This window comes from Psychrobacter sp. van23A, from assembly GCF_030845275.1.
Classification (GTDB): domain Bacteria; phylum Pseudomonadota; class Gammaproteobacteria; order Pseudomonadales; family Moraxellaceae; genus Psychrobacter; species Psychrobacter faecalis.
This window is the reverse complement of the sequence record NZ_CP132595.1, coordinates 915,675-933,746: the sequence shown is the minus strand read 5'-3', so window position 1 is coordinate 933,746 and position 18,072 is coordinate 915,675. Positions and strand designations below refer to the sequence as shown.

Annotated in this window: 16 protein-coding genes and 1 tRNA gene; 11 read left to right on the top strand and 6 right to left on the bottom strand. The window is 43.5% G+C overall.

Features of this window, described 5'->3' with window-relative positions; all coding sequences use genetic code 11:
- Nucleotides 1-191 precede the first annotated feature (191 nt).
- The 3 genes from RAH45_RS04140 to RAH45_RS04130 all read right to left on the bottom strand — a co-directional run bounded on the left by RAH45_RS04140 (nt 192) and on the right by RAH45_RS04130 (nt 2,881).
- Complete coding sequence (locus RAH45_RS04140; protein WP_191690561.1) at nt 192-881, bottom strand: DUF2059 domain-containing protein; 690 nt, start codon at nt 879-881, stop codon at nt 192-194.
- 52 nt (nt 882-933) lie between these two features.
- Nucleotides 934-2,088 carry a cation diffusion facilitator family transporter gene (locus RAH45_RS04135; protein WP_191690559.1) on the bottom strand — a complete coding sequence of 385 codons (1,155 nt, stop codon included), beginning with the start codon at nt 2,086-2,088 and terminating at the stop codon, nt 934-936.
- Between the two features lie 184 nt (nt 2,089-2,272).
- A complete protein-coding gene (locus RAH45_RS04130) occupies nt 2,273-2,881 on the bottom strand; it encodes an acyl-CoA thioesterase (protein ID WP_191690557.1) in 609 nt (202 codons plus the stop codon).
- 329 nt (nt 2,882-3,210) lie between these two features.
- Between RAH45_RS04130 and RAH45_RS04125 the strand changes: the two genes are divergently transcribed.
- The 8 genes from RAH45_RS04125 (at nt 3,211) to RAH45_RS04090 (ending at nt 11,156) form a co-directional block, all read left to right on the top strand.
- Nucleotides 3,211-3,286, top strand: a tRNA-Asn gene (locus RAH45_RS04125).
- Nucleotides 3,287-3,655: 369 nt separating this feature from the next.
- Nucleotides 3,656-5,407, top strand: coding sequence for an amidohydrolase (locus tag RAH45_RS04120; RefSeq protein ID WP_225211590.1), 1,752 nt, complete (start codon nt 3,656-3,658; stop codon nt 5,405-5,407).
- Nucleotides 5,408-5,518: 111 nt separating this feature from the next.
- Complete coding sequence (locus tag RAH45_RS04115; RefSeq protein ID WP_191690555.1) at nt 5,519-6,457, top strand: alpha/beta fold hydrolase; 939 nt, start codon at nt 5,519-5,521, stop codon at nt 6,455-6,457.
- Between the two features lie 104 nt (nt 6,458-6,561).
- Complete coding sequence (dapD, locus tag RAH45_RS04110) at nt 6,562-7,383, top strand: 2,3,4,5-tetrahydropyridine-2,6-dicarboxylate N-succinyltransferase (protein WP_306495567.1); 822 nt, start codon at nt 6,562-6,564, stop codon at nt 7,381-7,383.
- A gap of 231 nt (nt 7,384-7,614) precedes the next feature.
- Nucleotides 7,615-8,355, top strand: a complete 741-nt coding sequence (queE, locus tag RAH45_RS04105; RefSeq protein WP_191690551.1) for a 7-carboxy-7-deazaguanine synthase QueE — start codon at nt 7,615-7,617, stop codon at nt 8,353-8,355.
- Between the two features lie 219 nt (nt 8,356-8,574).
- The gene (locus tag RAH45_RS04100; protein ID WP_191690549.1) at nt 8,575-9,753 is read left to right on the top strand and encodes a multidrug resistance efflux transporter family protein; all 1,179 of its coding nucleotides are present in this window, start codon (nt 8,575-8,577) and stop codon (nt 9,751-9,753) included.
- A gap of 14 nt (nt 9,754-9,767) precedes the next feature.
- Nucleotides 9,768-10,403 (top strand): trimeric intracellular cation channel family protein, encoded by a 636-nt coding sequence (locus RAH45_RS04095; RefSeq protein WP_144297166.1) that lies wholly within the window; start codon nt 9,768-9,770, stop codon nt 10,401-10,403.
- A 90-nt stretch (nt 10,404-10,493) separates the two neighbouring features.
- A complete protein-coding gene (locus tag RAH45_RS04090) occupies nt 10,494-11,156 on the top strand; it encodes a trimeric intracellular cation channel family protein (RefSeq protein WP_191690547.1) in 663 nt (220 codons plus the stop codon).
- A gap of 18 nt (nt 11,157-11,174) precedes the next feature.
- Here the strand turns inward: RAH45_RS04090 and recJ are convergent, their stop codons facing one another.
- Nucleotides 11,175-13,010: a single-stranded-DNA-specific exonuclease RecJ gene (recJ, locus tag RAH45_RS04085; protein ID WP_191690545.1), complete on the bottom strand. Its 1,836-nt coding sequence runs from the start codon at nt 13,008-13,010 to the stop codon at nt 11,175-11,177.
- Between the two features lie 389 nt (nt 13,011-13,399).
- On the opposite strand from recJ, the gene RAH45_RS04080 reads away from it, so the two are divergent.
- On the top strand, nt 13,400-13,915 hold the full coding sequence (locus tag RAH45_RS04080; RefSeq protein ID WP_068408032.1) for a hypothetical protein: 516 nt from the start codon (nt 13,400-13,402) through the stop codon (nt 13,913-13,915).
- A 135-nt stretch (nt 13,916-14,050) separates the two neighbouring features.
- Here the strand turns inward: RAH45_RS04080 and RAH45_RS04075 are convergent, their stop codons facing one another.
- Nucleotides 14,051-14,806 (bottom strand): CopM family metallochaperone, encoded by a 756-nt coding sequence (locus RAH45_RS04075; protein WP_191690543.1) that lies wholly within the window; start codon nt 14,804-14,806, stop codon nt 14,051-14,053.
- Between the two features lie 212 nt (nt 14,807-15,018).
- Nucleotides 15,019-15,486, bottom strand: a complete 468-nt coding sequence (locus RAH45_RS04070; RefSeq protein WP_225211589.1) for a DUF305 domain-containing protein — start codon at nt 15,484-15,486, stop codon at nt 15,019-15,021.
- 385 nt (nt 15,487-15,871) lie between these two features.
- Here RAH45_RS04070 and RAH45_RS04065 point away from each other — a divergent pair, with 385 nt between their 5' ends.
- Nucleotides 15,872-16,591, top strand: coding sequence for a heavy metal response regulator transcription factor (locus RAH45_RS04065; protein ID WP_306495566.1), 720 nt, complete (start codon nt 15,872-15,874; stop codon nt 16,589-16,591).
- Nucleotides 16,572-18,059, top strand: a complete 1,488-nt coding sequence (locus tag RAH45_RS04060) for an ATP-binding protein (protein ID WP_227678203.1) — start codon at nt 16,572-16,574, stop codon at nt 18,057-18,059. The genes RAH45_RS04065 and RAH45_RS04060 overlap by 20 nt, the downstream gene beginning before the upstream one ends.
- The last annotated feature ends 13 nt before the right edge of the window (nt 18,060-18,072 follow it).

The window sequence follows — 18,072 nt, the reverse complement described above, 5'->3', positions numbered from 1 at the left end:
ACCTTTTTTTATCTCTAAAACCTTATATTTATAAATTGCTGTTATAGTCAAAACATCCTAAAAACGCGACGGTATGGCTGATATAAATTTTTTATAGACTCTGTCTGCGAAGGCACAGCAAGCAAGCAAGAAAAATTGATTTTAAAGACGGGTATTAAAACGGGTTAGAATTAGACTAAAAAATAATGACTTTAAAATACGCCTTTAATAATCTGCTTCATTTGCGGCAATAGCTCGCTTAATTGCGCTTCAGTCTCGCTGGTATCTTCAGGCAAGGATTGCTGTAAAAAAGCCGCGGTAATTTGTGGCTGCTTGGCAAGGATACTTTGCCCTACCGCCGTATCGTAGAATTTAATCTGGGCATCGACTTCAGCCTGCGTATAGTAAGTCTTAGCGGCACTGATATAAGCTTGCGTCAAAGTTTGTGCGTCGGCTGCATTGCCGATACCCTCAGTCATAATCTTCGTATATTGACCTAACACGCTCTGAATTTGCTCTTGTAGCTCGCGTTGGCGCTTATTTAACTGTTGGTCACTGGCGCGCTGATTACTACTTTGATTCTGGTTTTTGGTTTGCGTATTAATGGCATCGATGGCCGCTTGTTGGCCATTGACGATAGACTGAATCTGCGCGTCGATATGCATCACTTGCATCAGTTTAATGATAGACACATCAGTTGGTGCTTGATTGTTCATTTGCTGCTTGGCAATATTATTGGTGCCCTTACTAACCCTATTTGGCTCACTATGGACAATCAATTCTGCATTAGCATTGACGATAGGTGCTGATAGCAGCGTTGTCACCACCAAAGTAAGTAATGGATTGATGCTAGTAGGACGCCGACTGGTATTTTTTTTGGAAGATTTTAGGTAATTTTTCATATAAGACTCTTATTATTATAGGTGACGATTATTTATTATTTGGCAAGATTTATTAAGCACACTGCTCATCCGGTAAACGTAAAACCTCAGCATCGGGAACAGATAATGTCAAAATCGCTTCTTGAAATAATGGATTGGCACGGAATTGGTTTTCAATATCTTCAAATTTTTGCGCGATTTGCTGTTCTTGTTGATTACCGGCGATATCGACCGCTGCCACCATAAAGATTTTTTTGGGTCCGACCCACTCTAAGTGTAAATAAGAGACGCTGTCGATATCAGGATGGTTCAATAGTTCCGTTAAGATATAGCAATGGGTCTTTTCTGAGACTTTATAGCCAACCAAAAAATCACGATTGCGATTGATTAAAAAGATGGCAACCATACCCAATAATATGCCAACGATAATAGAACCAAGGGCATCCCAGAACGGCTCACCCGTATAGGCATGCATGCCCATCGCTGCTGCTGCGACCACTAAACCGATAACCGCTGCCAAATCCTCAAAAAACACCCCGCGCAACGTTGGGTTTGAAGTATTCACCACATAACCTAACGCACTGACATTGATAGCCTGACCATGCTTTTTACTTTGTAAATACGCCTGCACTAGAGAAAAACCTTCGAGCACAAAGGCCACTGCCAAAATAATAAAGCCAATGGTGTAATTGGTTTCTGTTTCAGGCGCATTCCACTCGGTGATACCGGTATAGATGGAAACAATCGAGCCTGCCATAAAAACGCCAAAAGCGGCAATCATAGACCATACGTATGACTCTTTACCATAGCCTAACGGGTGACTGTTATCGGCAGGTTTGACCGCCTTTTTCTCCGCCACGATGAGTAGAGTGCCATTACCTGCATCTGCCCACGAATGCGCTGATTCAGCAATCATAGAAGCAGAGCCAGTCATAAATGCCGCAACGGTTTTGGCAATGGCAATAATAACATTCGCTCCTACGGCAATGAGCACAGTAACCAGCGACGAGGATTTCTCGTCTTCCTGCTTCTTGTCCTCCTGAACGTTTTCGGGGCTCGTGACGTTAGTAAAATTGAGGTTAGGATTGATATCGTCTTTAGAATTGCTCGTATCTTTGTTCAGATTGGCAATAGAACGCGCACTGCCAGCACCGCGGGTACGAACGGCTTGCGGTGCTGGCTGATCTTTGGAAGGAATGTTTGATGATTCAGTGTTTTTTGAACTCATATGAGGCTCAATAAATGGTTAATATAATGAAGTTAAATAGCCATCAAAAAAGTTAAGCCATGAGCGCTAACTATTTTTAACTGCCTTATTTATCATTAAATTTAACCAAATAGCCGCTACTGGTCAGTAAGGTTTTCGTGAGACTTTGTTTAAGTATTGATGATTTTGCTAGGTAAAATGCGCCTTATTTGGCATTGCTATGCTGAGCAAGCTCGCCAATCATATCATTGTTGTTGCCGCTTTTATCCGTCATCTTATCAGCGCCCAGACTTTCGCCAATCATTTGATTGATGTCGCAGCTCGGGCGATGCGAGCTTTGCATGCGTAGCTCTTTACGCGCCAAGCCTGCGTCAAAACGGCACTGCTGCATGGCATTTTTAATCTCAAGCGCAGGCACAGGCGTCGGTTTACCGTTATCATCAATCGCCACCATAGTAAAATAGCAGCTATTGGTATGACGAATCGTACGGGCGCGAACGTCCTCCGCTTCAACCCGAATCCCCACTTCCATAGACGTTCTACCGACATAATTGATACTAGCGGCAAAAGTAACCAACTCGCCCACATAGATAGGCTCGCGGAACATCACTTGATCGACTGATAGCGTCACGACATAGCTACCACTGTAGCGACTGGCGCAAGCATAAGCGACTTGGTCAAGCATCTTGAGCAAATCACCCCCATGGACGTTGCCGATGAAATTGGCCATATCTGGCGTCATCAGCACCGACATATACAATTCATGATTTAAAGGGGCGCTTTTAGCAGTAGAGCTGGTGTTATATTGCGACATAATATTCCTTGCTGTTATCGTAAAACCTGTCTATTTTAAATATCCGTTATACAGTAGCCTCTGCTAAATCGCAAATAAAGACAGTTAGAGTGAGTGTAGGAGATATTTTTTATTTATATGGCTAGGGCTATTTATGCTTACTTTAACCCTGTCTTTGCGCTAAAAACCTTGTAAATGCTTTTATCTACCACGTAAAAACGCAATCTTTTTAAAATCTGCAAAAAAAAGCTTGACGTATTTTTTATCTTTGCTAGAATACGCCCCACTTAGCAATAACTCATTAGAGACTTTCTAAGCTTGCCGTAAGTCATAAAAGCCTTACCGCTTATTCTCCAATAGCTCAGTTGGTAGAGCAACGGACTGTTAATCCGTGTGTCCCTGGTTCGAGCCCAGGTTGGAGAGCCATATTTTAGTTGTAAATCTTTTGAATCATTTTTGATTCGATTATGGCATTTGCCAAGACCCTCATCACTTTGATGGGGGTTTTTTTATGGCTGGTGTTTTATTTCATAAGCCTATAAATAGCAAAAACCTTTCTCTTTTCTTCTTCTATTACCAGTCTTGCAGTGCTTGGTTAATCCACAAAATAAAATCTACAAATAAAGTCAGCTTAGCTTTTATCATCGCCCTCAGTTATTGACTTATCGACCTTATATTAAACCTGCTATATTGTTGGCCAACGATAAATTCATAAATAACATTGACCCTTTAAAGCTTTATCGCTACATTGGATAAAGCTCTTATTTATGTGAAAAAACTATTAGGGATAGCGCCATGACTATAGGTATTATTAAGCCGACGTTACTGAGTATTGGACTGATGAGCATGATTGGTTGTACTGCCCTGCAAACCACCGCAAAACAGCCAAATGCAGAACAAACAAGCGATTCAGCAACGGTTTATTACAATGGCGATATCATTACCATGGAAGGTGAGCAACCGCAGATGGTCGAAGCTTTGGTCACGCAGGCTGGCAAGATTGCTTATGTTGGCAATTTAAATAAGGCGCAATCAAAATATAAAAATGCCGCTCAAGTGAATTTAAACAGCAAAACCTTGCTACCGGGTTTTATCGATCCGCACAGTCACTTTGATATGGTGTCAAACACCATGGGCCAGGCAAATTTGAACCCACCGCCAGTTGGCAAGATAGATAGTATGGATAAATTACTACAAGCCTTAAAAGACTATAAAAAGGACAATAACATCGCCGATGATGAATGGATCTATGGTTGGGGTTATGATGAGAGTCAATTAAAAGAAGGTCGTCATCCAACCAAAGCAGATATCGATAAAGTATTGCCTAATAACCCTGTATATCTGCAACACACCAGCGGTCATATGGGTGTCGCCAATAGCAAAGCCTTGGCAGCCCTGAACATTACCGCAGATACTAAAAACCCAGAAGGTGGTAATATTGCACGGGTTAAAGGTTCTAGCGAACCAAATGGTCTCGTCCAAGAAACCGCTATGTATCCATTTATGCGGCGAATGCTAGAGGTATTAGAGCCCAATCAAGCCAAATTCTTTGAGCAAACCCAAGATTATTATGCCAAAAATGGTCTGACTACCGCCCACAACGGTTCAACAGCTCGTAATACTATTCAGTTTTTCCAAAAACAAGCCGATGCTGGCAAGCTGAAAATCGACTTAGTCGCATTAGCAGGTAGCAGTGATTTAGATGAAAACTTAGCGGACAAAGACTTTGTTTGGAAGACCTATCAAAACGGTTTTAAAGTTCAAGGAACTAAAATCATAGCCGATGGCTCGCCGCAAGGTAAAACAGCTTATTTCAGTCAACCTTATTTGACGCCAGTGCCAGACTGCAAAAAAGACTGCCGCGGTTTGCCGAGTATCAGCCAAGATGCGCTCAATGAGATGTTTGCCAAGGCTTATAAGCACGATAACCAGTTGTTTATCCATAATAATGGCGATGGCGCGACAGATATGATTATTAAAGCCCACGAATATGCGGTCAAAAAGACCGGGCAAGCCGCTGATAAAGATCGCCGTACGGTGCCTATTCATGCTCAGTTTGCGCGCCCCGATCAGCTAGAAGCCTTTAAAAAATATAAGATGTTACCGTCATTTTTTACCAATCATGCCTATTTTTGGGGTGATGTGCATGTGCAGAATTTAGGCAAAAAACGCGCTGATTTTTTAAGTCCGATAGCGACAGCGGATAAAATGGGGTTAAAATACACCAACCATTCTGACGACACTGTGACACCTGTCGACCCGTTATTTACCGTTTGGTCAGCGGTTAATCGCACCTCGCGCTCAGGCAAGATTATCGGCGCCAATGAACGCGCAACCCCTTATCAAGCGCTCAAAGCCATCACGACCAATGCCGCTTATGAGTATTATGAGGAAAATAGCAAAGGTACCTTAACCAAAGGTAAGCTCGCTGATTTGGTTATATTAGATGCCAATCCATTGACGGTAAGTGCAGATAAGCTTAAAGATATTCATGTGGTCACTACCATTAAAGAAGGTAAAATAATCTATCAGCGCCCGACGAAGTAAAACTATAATGAAAGCATACTAAGAAAAATTTTAATGCTTTATAGTCAAATTCCTATAATTTTGACTATAAAGTTTTTTCTGTCTCTTTTATATCAATATTAGGATTCGTTTATGAGTAACACCGAGCAAATTACCTCCTCTGACAACACCCATTATCTGCACCATACTTTTTTTGAGCCAAGCGATAATACCACGCCGATTACTGCTACCCTACTGATCGTGCATGGCATGGCCGAGCACAGTGGCCGCTATGCAGAGTTTGCGCAGTTTTTGGCAGATCATGGTATTGCGGTCGCCACTTATGATCAGCTGGGTCATGGGCAGACGGTCAAATCAGCCAATGATTTGGGTTTTTTTGCTGAAGAACATCCGGTGCAGTCGTTATTAAAAGACGTTATTATCATGGCGGACAGCTTGAAGGTGCGCCATCCTAATGTGCCGCATTTCGTTATGGGTCATTCGATGGGCTCGTTTATCGTGCGCAATGTCCTCAAACATCACGCCCAGAACTTTACTGGTGCCATCTTAATGGGTACCGCTGATGCCAATCCATTGACCAAAGTGCTATTACCCATTAATAAAGTACTGGCAAAAGTGGCGCCTAAAAAACCAAACCCAGTCTTTGCCAATGTGATGAATAAAGTACTCAATAGTAAGCTTGATAATCGTATTTCTTCTTCAGAATTTGCTTGGCTTAATGAAGACCCTCAAGCTATCGAAGCTTATGAAGCCGATCCATTGACGGGCTTTGACTTTACCAACAATGGGTTTTTAACCTTGTTTAGCTTAATGGAAGCGGGTCTCAATAAAAACTGGGCAACGACCATTGCCAAAGATTTTCCAATGTTACTGGTCAGTGGCGAGAACGATCCGATCGGCGATATGGGTAAAGGTATTCGCAAAATTGCCAGCCGTTTAGAAAAACAGAACTTTAGCAATATCACGCTACAGCTCTACCCGCACATGCGCCATGAGCCGATTCATGAACAAAATAAACAGCAAGTTTATCAAGATATTGTAGACTGGATAAATAGCAATACTGCTGCCTAGTAACAAAATGCTTGGTAACAACATGCTTAGTAACAAAATGCTTGATTAATTTAAACGACCACTTTTATTATCTTTTTTACCCTTCACCAACTTTAGGAATATTTATGACATTGCAACAAACCATCGAGCAAGCCTTTGAAAATCGTAACGATTATAGCCCAGCAACCATGCCACAAGACATACGCGACGCTATCAACGCAGTGCTTGAACAATTAGACAACGGTAGCTTGCGTGTTGCTGAGAAAAAAGATGGCGAATGGGTGGTCAATCAATGGGCTAAAAAAGCGGTATTATTATCATTTCGTTTAAACGATAACTATGTCCAGGCGGCGGGCGAACACGTGCAGTTTTATGACAAAGTGCCGACGAAGTTTGCTGACTGGACTCAAGAGCAGTTTAAAGCAGCTGGCGTACGCGTGGTACCGCCAGCGGTTGCTCGTAAAGGCTCATACATCGCAGCAGGTGCCGTCTTGATGCCATCGTATGTCAACATTGGCGCTTATGTCGACCAAGGCGCGATGGTAGATACGTGGGCGACGGTTGGTTCGTGCGCCCAAATCGGTAAAAACGTGCATCTATCAGGCGGCGTCGGTATCGGCGGTGTCTTAGAGCCGCTGCAAGCCAGTCCAACGATTATCGAAGACAATTGCTTTATCGGCGCGCGCTCTGAAATCGTTGAAGGCGTGATAGTAGAAGAAGGCTCAGTAATTTCTATGGGCGTGTTTATCGGGCAATCAACGCGCATTTATGACCGTGAAACGGGCGAGATTCATCGCGGCCGTGTACCAGCAGGCTCAGTCGTTGTACCCGGTAGCTTGCCATCAGAAGACGGTACGCACAGTTTGTACACTGCTATCATCGTGAAGAAAGTCGATGCGCAAACCCGAGCCAAAACCTCGGTCAATGAGTTATTACGTTTGGCCTAGCTTTTCGGTGATTAAGCTTTAGTTATGACGTTAATTTTTTATCAAAAAAGATGCTGAGGTTGACTCCAGCATCTTTTTTAATGCCTTATGGCAGTTTAATGCAAAACTTTACGTTATAATCTTCGTCTCATTTGAATACCAACATTTTTAGAGTTAGTCAGATTATTGACGCTTTTTTCATTTAATAAATGCTTGATAGCATTATCAATCCCTAACTGTATTTGACATATTATGAGTGAGTTATCTTTACGCACCTCGGCAATTCCTGTCACTGATCCCGAAGCAGGGCTACGTTTGACCGAGATTTTTTATTCCTTGCAAGGTGAAGCGCTAACCTCAGGCTTGCCGACGATATTTGTACGCTTGACTGGCTGTCCGCTACGCTGCGTCTATTGTGATACCGAATACGCCTTTAGTGGCGGTGAGCGGCAATCGTTAGAAGCCATTATCGCAACAATCAAAAGCTATCCGTGTCAGCGTATCTGCTTGACTGGTGGCGAGCCATTAGCGCAGCCAAATGCCATTGAATTGATGCAACGTTTATTAAATGACGGTTATGAGATTTCACTTGAAACCGCAGGCGCGCTGACGGTAAAAAATGTACCGCCTGCGGTCAGCAAAGTGATGGATCTGAAAACGCCAAGCTCAGGTGAAGTCGATAAAAACCTTTGGTCAAACCTTAACTATCTCACCCAGCACGACCAAATCAAATTTGTCATTATGAACCGCAATGATTATGAGTGGGCAAAGGCAACACTGTTTGAGCATCAACTTGATAAATTGGTCGGTACGGTTTGGTTTTCACCAATGTTTACTGTCGCAGAAGAAGTCGTTGCTAGTGAAGCATTGAGCAGCCCCGATGTGCCAGTATTGGCGCGTGAGTTAGCTGAATGGATACTGGCTGATGCCTTGCCTGTACGTTTTCAACTACAACTGCATAAGATTATTTGGGCCGATGCTAAAGGTAAATAATGGAATGAGCTTTGCGCAAATTGGGCAAATCAATAGTTCAGATAAATAAGCAATCCAAACTCCAAACTAAACATCCTCTAAATATAGTCAAGGAATTTTAGAATCGCTACAAGGCGACCGACCGCAGATAGTACATTGAGTACATCTAGGGCGGGTAACACCGTAGCGGTTTAAAAGTGCTCTGACTATAGCTAACCTGCCGACTGCAAGGACGCATACATGGTCAAACTGATTTTATTGGGCTTACTGGCGGGGGCGTTCTTTAGCTCGACATTTATTTTAAATGAGCTGATGAGTAATGCTGGCGGCCATTGGTTTTGGTCAGCGAGCCTACGTTATGTCTTTATGTGGCTGATTATCAGCGCCGTTATTATCCTGCAACATGGCTTTGGACGTATTCGAGCGCTTGCGAGCATTTTTCTTCAGCACTGGCGCTTTTGGTGTCTTACCGGCAGTATTGGCTTTGGGGTATTTTATACCGGTATTTGCTATGCGGGCGACCACGTGGCAGGCTGGGTCGTTGCTGCTACCTTTATGTTTACGGTGGTAACCAGTTTGCTCGTACTATTGGCATTCGGACAAAGGTTTGATAAGAAATTTATTATTTATGCCTTTTTGGTGTTTATCGGGGTGGTATTGGTCAACGTCAGCGAAGGTTTGCGCGCCTCTGCCCTCGCCGATATTGATAGCGCACCGATGGCAGAAATGCTGCTTTACGGTGCCCTACCTGCGCTAATCGCGGCTTTTAGTTACCCAATCGGCAATCAACTGGTCTGGCAAGTCTCACACAACTCGCGCAAACACCATCCCCATAAAGATAAGGCTAAAACGCAACAAGCAAAAGAAGCAAATAAACCCAATCGCGAACAAAGTTATCACGAGAATGCTAACCAACCGCTTGTCTCAGAAGCTTTCGATTTGTCTGCTGTCATGTCTAGCACTTCGGATAACAACGCTACCTTAAAAACCCCCTCTAGCATCGAAGTCATACCCTCTTCGCCTCTACAAAACCTCATTGCCCGCATTCCTACTATCGAGACGAGCTTATTACAAAATGCCTTTAATAAAGTCTGGCTAATGACCTTGGGTAGTTTTCCATTTTGGCTGGTTTTAGGCGCTTTTATCCAGCCTGAACCACCTGCAACCACCCAGTTATTTAATACCTTGCTAGTAGCATTACTGGCTGGAGTAGCGGCGACAAGCATATTTTTTTATGCACGTGAGCAAGCGGTGACTTCAAGCGAAGTCGCAGGCGTTGACTCGACCCAAGCCAGCGAGGTAATCTTTGCTTTGATTGGTGGTATACTATTGTTGGATAATGCCATACCATCAGCAATGGGATTGGTCGGTATTGGGCTAATTATTCTAGGACTGATTTTATTTGCAAAAGACGGTTGAGGCTAAAATAAGTCATGATGAATCACTTTATTTTCCCCGATGTTTTGCTGTATTTATTAGATATGGTAGGCGTCATTGCTTGTGCCATTGCCGGCACTTTGCTGGCGCAGCATAAAGGCTTTGATATTGCGGGCTGTATTTTGGTTTCTATGGTCAATGCCATTGGCGGTGGTACATTGCGCGATATGGCGCTCGATCGTCATCCGCTATTTTGGATGACTGACCTCAACTATGTCATTGTCATTACTATTACCTCGCTTATTCTACAAATTTTCTTTCATCTGTATCATAAGATTGATAAAGCCCTCAAATTCTTTGACGCGATTGGTCTAGCGGCTTTTAGTGTCATTGGTTTTAAAGTGGCGTTGGCGCAAGATATATCGCCGGTTATTGCGGTTATGATGGGAGTTTGGACGGCGATTATCGGTGGTTTATTGCGTGATATTATCTGTAATGAAATACCACTGCTGCTACAGCGTGAGATTTATATCACCGCTAGTATTGCAGGATCCTTGAGCTATTTGGCGCTTGATTACTGGGGCGTTGATGCGGTTGCCAATGAATTTATGATGTTATTTATCATCTTTGCCGTGCGTATGCTGGCGCTTAAATTCGATTGGCACCTGCCCTCTATTCGTTTGGTCGATTAACTCTTCGTTTTACCGCTTAACCTCATGGGCAAAAAATACCAGTGCTTTGATATTGATGTTTTAATATAAGGGATTTAATGAGAAAAATGCATGCTCACCATCGCTTTAGATTATGAATTGATGACTACTTTTGACCCGCGTTCACTCATTTATCTGTTTGATATGATTGGGATTGTCGCTTGTAGTATTTCGGGAACGATATTGGCCAAGCATAAGAACTTTGATGTCTTTGGCTGCTTATTGGTATCGATTGTGACTGCCATCGGCGGCGGTACGGTGCGCGATGTCATTTTGGATCGTCATCCACTGTTTTGGATGGTGGATATGAGTTATTTGACGCTTATTACTATTTCGTCATTGGTGATGCAAGTATTCTTTCACCCTAACTCTAGGCGCGTTGATAAATTTCTCAAGCTCTCCGACACTATTGGCCTATCAGCTTTTACCTTAATCGGTATTAAGGTTGCTGATAGTATGGGTGCCAATGTGCCAGTGGCATTATTACTCGGGGTGATTACGATTATTGTCGGCGGTATCATCCGCGATATGATTTGTAATGAGATTCCGTTGGTGCTACAGCAAGAGATTTATATTAGTGCGTCTTTAACGGGCGGCATTCTTTATTTTGCCCTGCACAATCTTGGCGTAAGCGCTTGGATTGCCGATATCTCAGCAATGGCGACGATTTTTACTTTGCGGATGCTTGCCATTCGTTATGACTGGCAATTTCCAACCATTGAATGGAAATATTAAAGTATTCAAGCCTAGCAACTACTCGCTTTCCTCTACTGTCTCTTTTACCAGCGTCAAATCTTTGACCATCAACTGCAAGCTTTGTTTACCGTTCCACTCGTTAATGTCTAGCTGAAATAATACATGCACTTTTTCGGCGCGGTAATCCCAAGCACTACTATCAAAATTAAATTGGATTGCTTCAATTGGATATTGCACCTCAGGATAACGTAACGACAATTTAAGATGTTTGTCTTTTAATATCTTAAAGCTCAATACCTCAAATACGCCGTCAAATATCGGCGGCGCAAAGCCATGACCCCATATACTGGCATTCGCTAGATGCTCTGCAAAGTACAAGCTAAAGTCAGCCGCTTGCAAGGGTCCGTCGGTAAATTTCTGCTCGGCAAAGACTTCCTCATCCATCTGCGCCATCACTTCGTTAAACGCGGTTACGAAGCCATCGAAATGACGCCGTTTAATGGTTAAACCTGCCGCCATAGCATGACCACCAAAGTGGCTGATTAAATCAGGGTAACGTTCGGCCACTTGCTCAATCGCATCACGAATATGCACGCCTGCGATAGAGCGCGCCGAGCCTTTGATGGCATCGTCGTCACCCGTGCGTTCTGTATCCGCTGGCGCAAAAACGATACTGGGCAGATAGTGACTTTCTTTTAAACGACCAGCGACGATACCGATAACCCCTTGATGCCAATCGTCTTGATATAAAATGATGCTGCGGTTTTGATTATCAATAGCCGACTTTTCAGTTTTAGGCTGGATAAGAGTTTCATCGCTCTCGTCAGCATCATTCTTAGCATTAGAGTCAGCAGTAGCTAACGCTTGCACAATGCTATCTGCTTGCGCGCGCATCTCACCTTCGACATGACGGCGCGTACGATTAAGCTGCTCAAGCTCTTGAGCCAAACGCTGGGCGGTACTCCAGTCATCGGTCAATAAGCATTCGATACCGATGCGCATATTATCCATGCGCCCCGCAGCATTGATACGCGGACCTAAAACAAAACCAAAATCTTGCGCCTGTAATTGTTTTGGGTCGCGACCTGCTTGTTCAAGCAGTGCCAATATCCCAAGCGAGCAGCGACCTTGGCGAATGGCGTTTAGACCGTGATGCACTAAAATACGATTGTTTTTATCAAGTACACCCACATCGGCAATCGTCCCAAGCGCGACCAAATCTAAATATTGGCTGACTTGCACGCTAGACTTGCCTGCTTCGCGGCGCAGTTTCGCCAAGCGTCCGAGCACATAAAACGCCACGCCGACGCCAACCAAGGCTTTACTACTAAAGTTGCAATCAAGCTGATTGGGATTGACCACTGCTTCGGCGGGCGGTGTTTCTTTGGTGGTTAAGTGATGATCAGTAATAATGACAGTGATGCCATCAGCCTGCGCCCGCGCCACGCCGTCATGGCTTGAGATACCATTATCGACCGTCACAATCATGTCGGGCTTATAAGTTTTGATACCTAATTCAACAATCTCTGGCGTTAGACCATAGCCATATTTAAAACGGTCAGGTACTAAAAAATCAACCACCGCGCCCATCTTTGTCAGCGCGCGCATCATCAATGCGGTACTGGTTGCCCCATCGCAATCAAAATCACCGACGATTAATATACGCTGACCTTCGTCGATGGCGACATCTAACAAACGCACCGCTTCGGTGACGCCATGCAGCATTTCAGCAGGTAATAAACCAGACAGTCCTGTTTCAAGCTCATCAGGCGCAGTGATACCGCGACCGGCATAAAGCCTAGCAAGGGTAAATGATTGGGCGGCCAGTGGTTGCAACGCGGCGGGCAACTCGTCGATGCGAGTGCAGGTATAACGGGGGGTTAAATTTAGCATGGTGCTATTCTACTGACTTTGGCACATAGCCACAATGGGAATTTTTAGCACTATCGTCTAGGTTTGGCGATTGCCCAATTATACCTTATGGCGTAATTTATATGACGTATCATGTAGGAAAAATAAAGGTTACTGATGACGAATTTTTAAACTCTTGCTTGCCAACCTGCCCTTTATTTACAAAAACGGTGCAGAGAGCCTGCAATTTTCTGCATTTTGCTACAAAGCAATGATTGTATGGCGCTTATAAAGCCATAAAATGGTAAACATTCAAGATGAGTTATGCGAAGATGACTTATTTGAAAATTATAAGATACTCATCATTTTTGCCATATTTGCTTTTACTATATTAATGACTTTCTGTTTTTTAAACATTTTAAGGACGCGTTATGAAAACCACCCCAACCGCTGAAAAACTGCCTAATACCATCGACCCTAATTTAGACCTAGATAAAGTCAAAAAAGACTGCGAAAAATTGGTCAAAAAACGCGCCAAGCTTTCTGCTGGTGTCGCTATTGTACCTATTCCATTTTTTGATGTGGCAGTTGATGCCAGCATGCTGACCGTCCTGCTACCTGAGATCAGTGAGCGTTTTGGACTGATTGAAGGGCGTCAATCTGCCGTTGATTTAGAATCACGCGCCATCCATTGGCAAGCGCTAAAAGACCGTACGGTTGATTTTGCAGGACTAATGGCGACACGTGGTATCGTGAAAAAGACCGTCCAAGGTTTCGGTGGTCGTATTGCCGCCAAACAAGTGACTAAGTTCATTCCTTTAGGTGGACAAATGGTCGCCGCGACCATGGGCTATATGATTTTCAAAAAAATCGCCACCGACCATATCAATGAATGCTATAACTTGGCAAAAGACATTCAGCAAAAGCAGCATGGTAAAAATGTCTAATAGCATGCCATCATTGTTTAAAATCTAAGAAATTATCATTCGTAAAAAAACCCAGCTAAGATTACTTAGCTGGATTTTTTAATTTAAGGAACAGATTTTTTATATTAAACCAACATCGCATTTTATATAAAAATACTAACCGCCATTTTTGGCAATCCAATTTTGCATTTGCTCAATTTCAGCCTGCTGCGCGTCGATAACCGCTTGCGCCAGCTGACGCATTTCGGCATCTTTGCCATATTTTAGTTCTACTTCCGCCATATCAACGGCCCCCTTATGATGCGGTAACATACCGCGCGCAAACGCCATATCAGGTTTAGGGTTCGCGATACCCGCCATCATCTCATCGTGCATAGCATCCATCCCATCAGCGTAGGCTTGTTGCATGGCTTTGGTATCAGGCATGGCTTCAGCTGCATCAGGATGACTGGCCAGCCAGTTTTGCATCTGCTCAATCTCAGATTGTTGGGCGTCGATGATTTCTTGCGCTAGCTGACGCATCTCTTTATCCGTACCATATTTTAGCTGAATCTCCGCCATTTCAACCGCACCGACATGATGACCGAGCATCCCTTGGGCAAACGCGGCATCGGGATCGTTGTAATTCATCCCAACCATCATCGCATCGTGCATTTTTACCATCGAATCATTGTACGCTTTATGCGTCACCGACATGTGCTCAGTATCTGTGCTCATCGCTGCCATATCATGATTGGCGTGCGGGCTGGTTACTGTGTCGGTTGTCGTATCAGTGACGATTGCTTCTTCTGTAGCAGGCGCAGCGTTTTTATTAGCAGCCCCTTCATTTGCAGGCTGACAGGCGCTGATGAGCAAGGCAGCACTGATACTAGCACTAAGCAATGCTAGGCGTGAATGGTTAATAATTTTCATGGTGTATCCTTTATTTAAATAAAGCATAAAAATGGCAAATTAAGGAAAATTTGCCGAAAAAAAATAGCTAAATGACTGCGTTAAATACAGCCATTTAACTAAGAGCATTTATTAAAATATTTAGTGAATTCTTAACTTACCCTAGCGCTTTAAGAACTAAGGTCTTTAACTTCTAGGGTTTTTAAGCGTCTAAGCTAATGTATTTCTTTAATTTATTTAAGCTCTTCGATCAGCTCTTGCATTTCGCCAATTTCGCGCTCTTGCGCCTCGATGATATCATCGGCAAGTTTACGCACTCTCGGGTCGTCGATATCGGCGCGGGTACTGGTCAAGATAGCAATCGAATGGTGCGGTATCATCGCCTGCATCCAGTCAACTTGATCAACGGTCGCTTGGGATCTGACGCCCCAAAGACCGACGGCGAACATCACGATGCTCAGCCCGTAAATCATAAGATTGACTTTGGTTTTTTTGTACATATGGCTCATAAACGCCAACATGATGACCGACATAGCGGCGCCCATATATAGCGCCATATAAGCTCTGGTTTCGCTAAAATAAACGTGATCCCATTGATAAGTATTAAAATACATCATGATATACATGACGATGGTCGATGTTAAAATCATCAATGAAAATCTGATATACGGGTTCATTTTTTCTTCTTTTGAATGCTGCATAAGGTAGTCTCCCGCTACGTTGTTTATGTTTTTTTTATTAATTTATATTGCTTAGGCTATTTAAAGGCTAGCCAATGACTAAAAGGTTTTTCATTGTATTTATGAGCTTATAACCACTGCTTAGCAGACTCAACATCCGCGTATACTCGGTTTGTACTGTCTTTGTTTGCACGCATTGCTTTATATAGCGCAAATTAATCTTGTTGATTTTTATCCAAAAATGATAGCAGTATCAGCCTGACAATGAGATGACGCTAAGATGACAATGTTGTCATCTTAGCTATCTGGCATAGGCATAGCGCTGGCATTGCTCTATGATTGGAGGTTTGCAACTTGTATATGATGCAATCGCATAAAAATTATAAATAACGGGCACGATTACGCTATGAAAATACTATTGGTCGAAGATGAGCTGTCACTTGGTGATTATATTAAAAAAGGTTTGAGTGAAGCAGGCTTTATTGTTGAGCACCAAACCACAGGACTTGGTGGCTATCATGCTTTGATGACTGAGGATTTTAATGTGGTCATCATGGATGTGATGTTGCCTGATGTGAGTGGTTTTGAGTTGGTACGCAATTATCGGGCGGCGGGCAAACTGACGCCAGTGCTGTTTTTGACCGCGAAAGATGATTTAAGCGACCGCGTAAAAGGCATAGAAATCGGCGGCGATGATTATCTGACCAAGCCCTTTGCCTTTGCTGAATTATTGGTCAGAATCAAAAACCTATTGCGCCGCATCAATCAAACCGATTACGCCAACACAGTGCTACAAATTGCCGATTTAAAAATGGATATTGCTAAGCGTACCGTCATACGCGGCGAGCAGATTATTAAACTAACCGCTAAAGAATTTGCGCTACTACAATTTTTTCTTGAGCGCCAAGGTGAGGTGCTACCGCGCTCTGTGATTGCCTCGCAAGTCTGGGATATCAATTTTGATAGCGACACCAATGTGATCGACGTGGCGATACGGCGTTTGCGGATTAAAATCGATGACGATTTCGATACCAAGCTGATTCATACGGTGCGCGGCATGGGTTATCGGCTAGATATAGATGATGATGCCAATGACAGCGCCGATAATGTTACGATCATTAAATAGTATGACGCCGATTGCGACGGATGGTCGCCTATCTTTATTGTGGCGCACTATCCTGCTTTTAAGCTTGTGCGTCATCGTCACTCAGATATTTCTGTATGTCTGGATACAGCGCTCGGTTAATGACCATTTTGAACAAATGGATGCGGAGATTTTGACCCATGCGGCGTTTAATTTACGCCAGTATATGGATAGCAATAGCATAGTTGACACTAGTAACACTAAGAAAAAGCCACTTTCTCAGCAGACGCTCGCTTTACAGAACGCTAGTATCGACTATGAAGTCAAAACCGTGATTACCGATAATAACGGGCAAGTGCTTATCAGTGTGCCAACTGGTTTTATCAATCAGTCGAGTCATCATGGCGCGGTCAAAGCGTTGTGGCAAAAACATCACGAACAGCCGTTCGATCTAAAAATTAACGACCGCCATTATCGCGCTATTGTCATTCAGCACGCCAGCCGCTTAGCACTCATCGCCCTACCCGTCGATGTTCATCATCAGTATTTGGCGCAATTTAACCGTCAGCTGATTGTTATCTTAATCGCCATTACCTTTCTTTTAGTCTCTATCGCCGCTTTTAGTGTGCATTTAGGCTTTGCACCGCTTGCGACCATTCGGCAAAAAATGAGCCGTATCAATGCCGACCAGCTCGACGATAGAATTGTGATAGCGGATATGCCCAGTGAATTGCGAGCGCTTGCAGAATCCTATAATGCAATGATGGTTAAGCTCGCGCATAACTTTGAAACGTTGTCGCGCTTCTCAGACGATATCGCCCACGAGCTGCGCACGCCGCTTGCCACCCTCAGCACCCAAACCCAAGTCATGCTCAGCAAACCGCGAGCCAGCAATGAGTATATCGAGCAGCTGCATCATCAGCATGACACCTTAGCGCAACTATCGAGCCTCATTAACAACATGCTGCTACTGGCAAAAACGCAAAAAGGCTTGATTCATTCGCAGTTTAACCGCGTAGATAGCGATTTACTGCTGACTAAGATGATGGAGTATTATGAATGGATAGCCGAAGACCGCGCTATCACCTTTAAAAAAACAGGTGACTTTAAAACCATACTTGGCGATGCAAGCCTATTGCAAAGGTTGTTTGCTAACTTAATTGCCAATGCCGTTTATTATGCCGCCAGTGATAGTATTATTCATATTAATGGCAAAATTGTTACGGATAAGGTTGCAGAAAATAGGCAGGTTTTATCTTCATCAGGCATGCCAGCCTCATACCTGCAAATCTCCTTTACTAACCGTCTAACCGCCCCGATGACGCAAGCAGAGGTGGATAAATTATCAGAGCGTTTTTATCGCCATCATAAAACTCTATCAATGCATGCAGGGTCGGGCTTAGGTTTGTCAATTGTGCATGCGATTGTCAATGCCCACAATGGTAAAATAGCTATTACGGTAAAAGACGGCTATTACTTTGAGGTCAGTATCAAACTCCTTCTTGCTTAGCCACAAAAAAGCC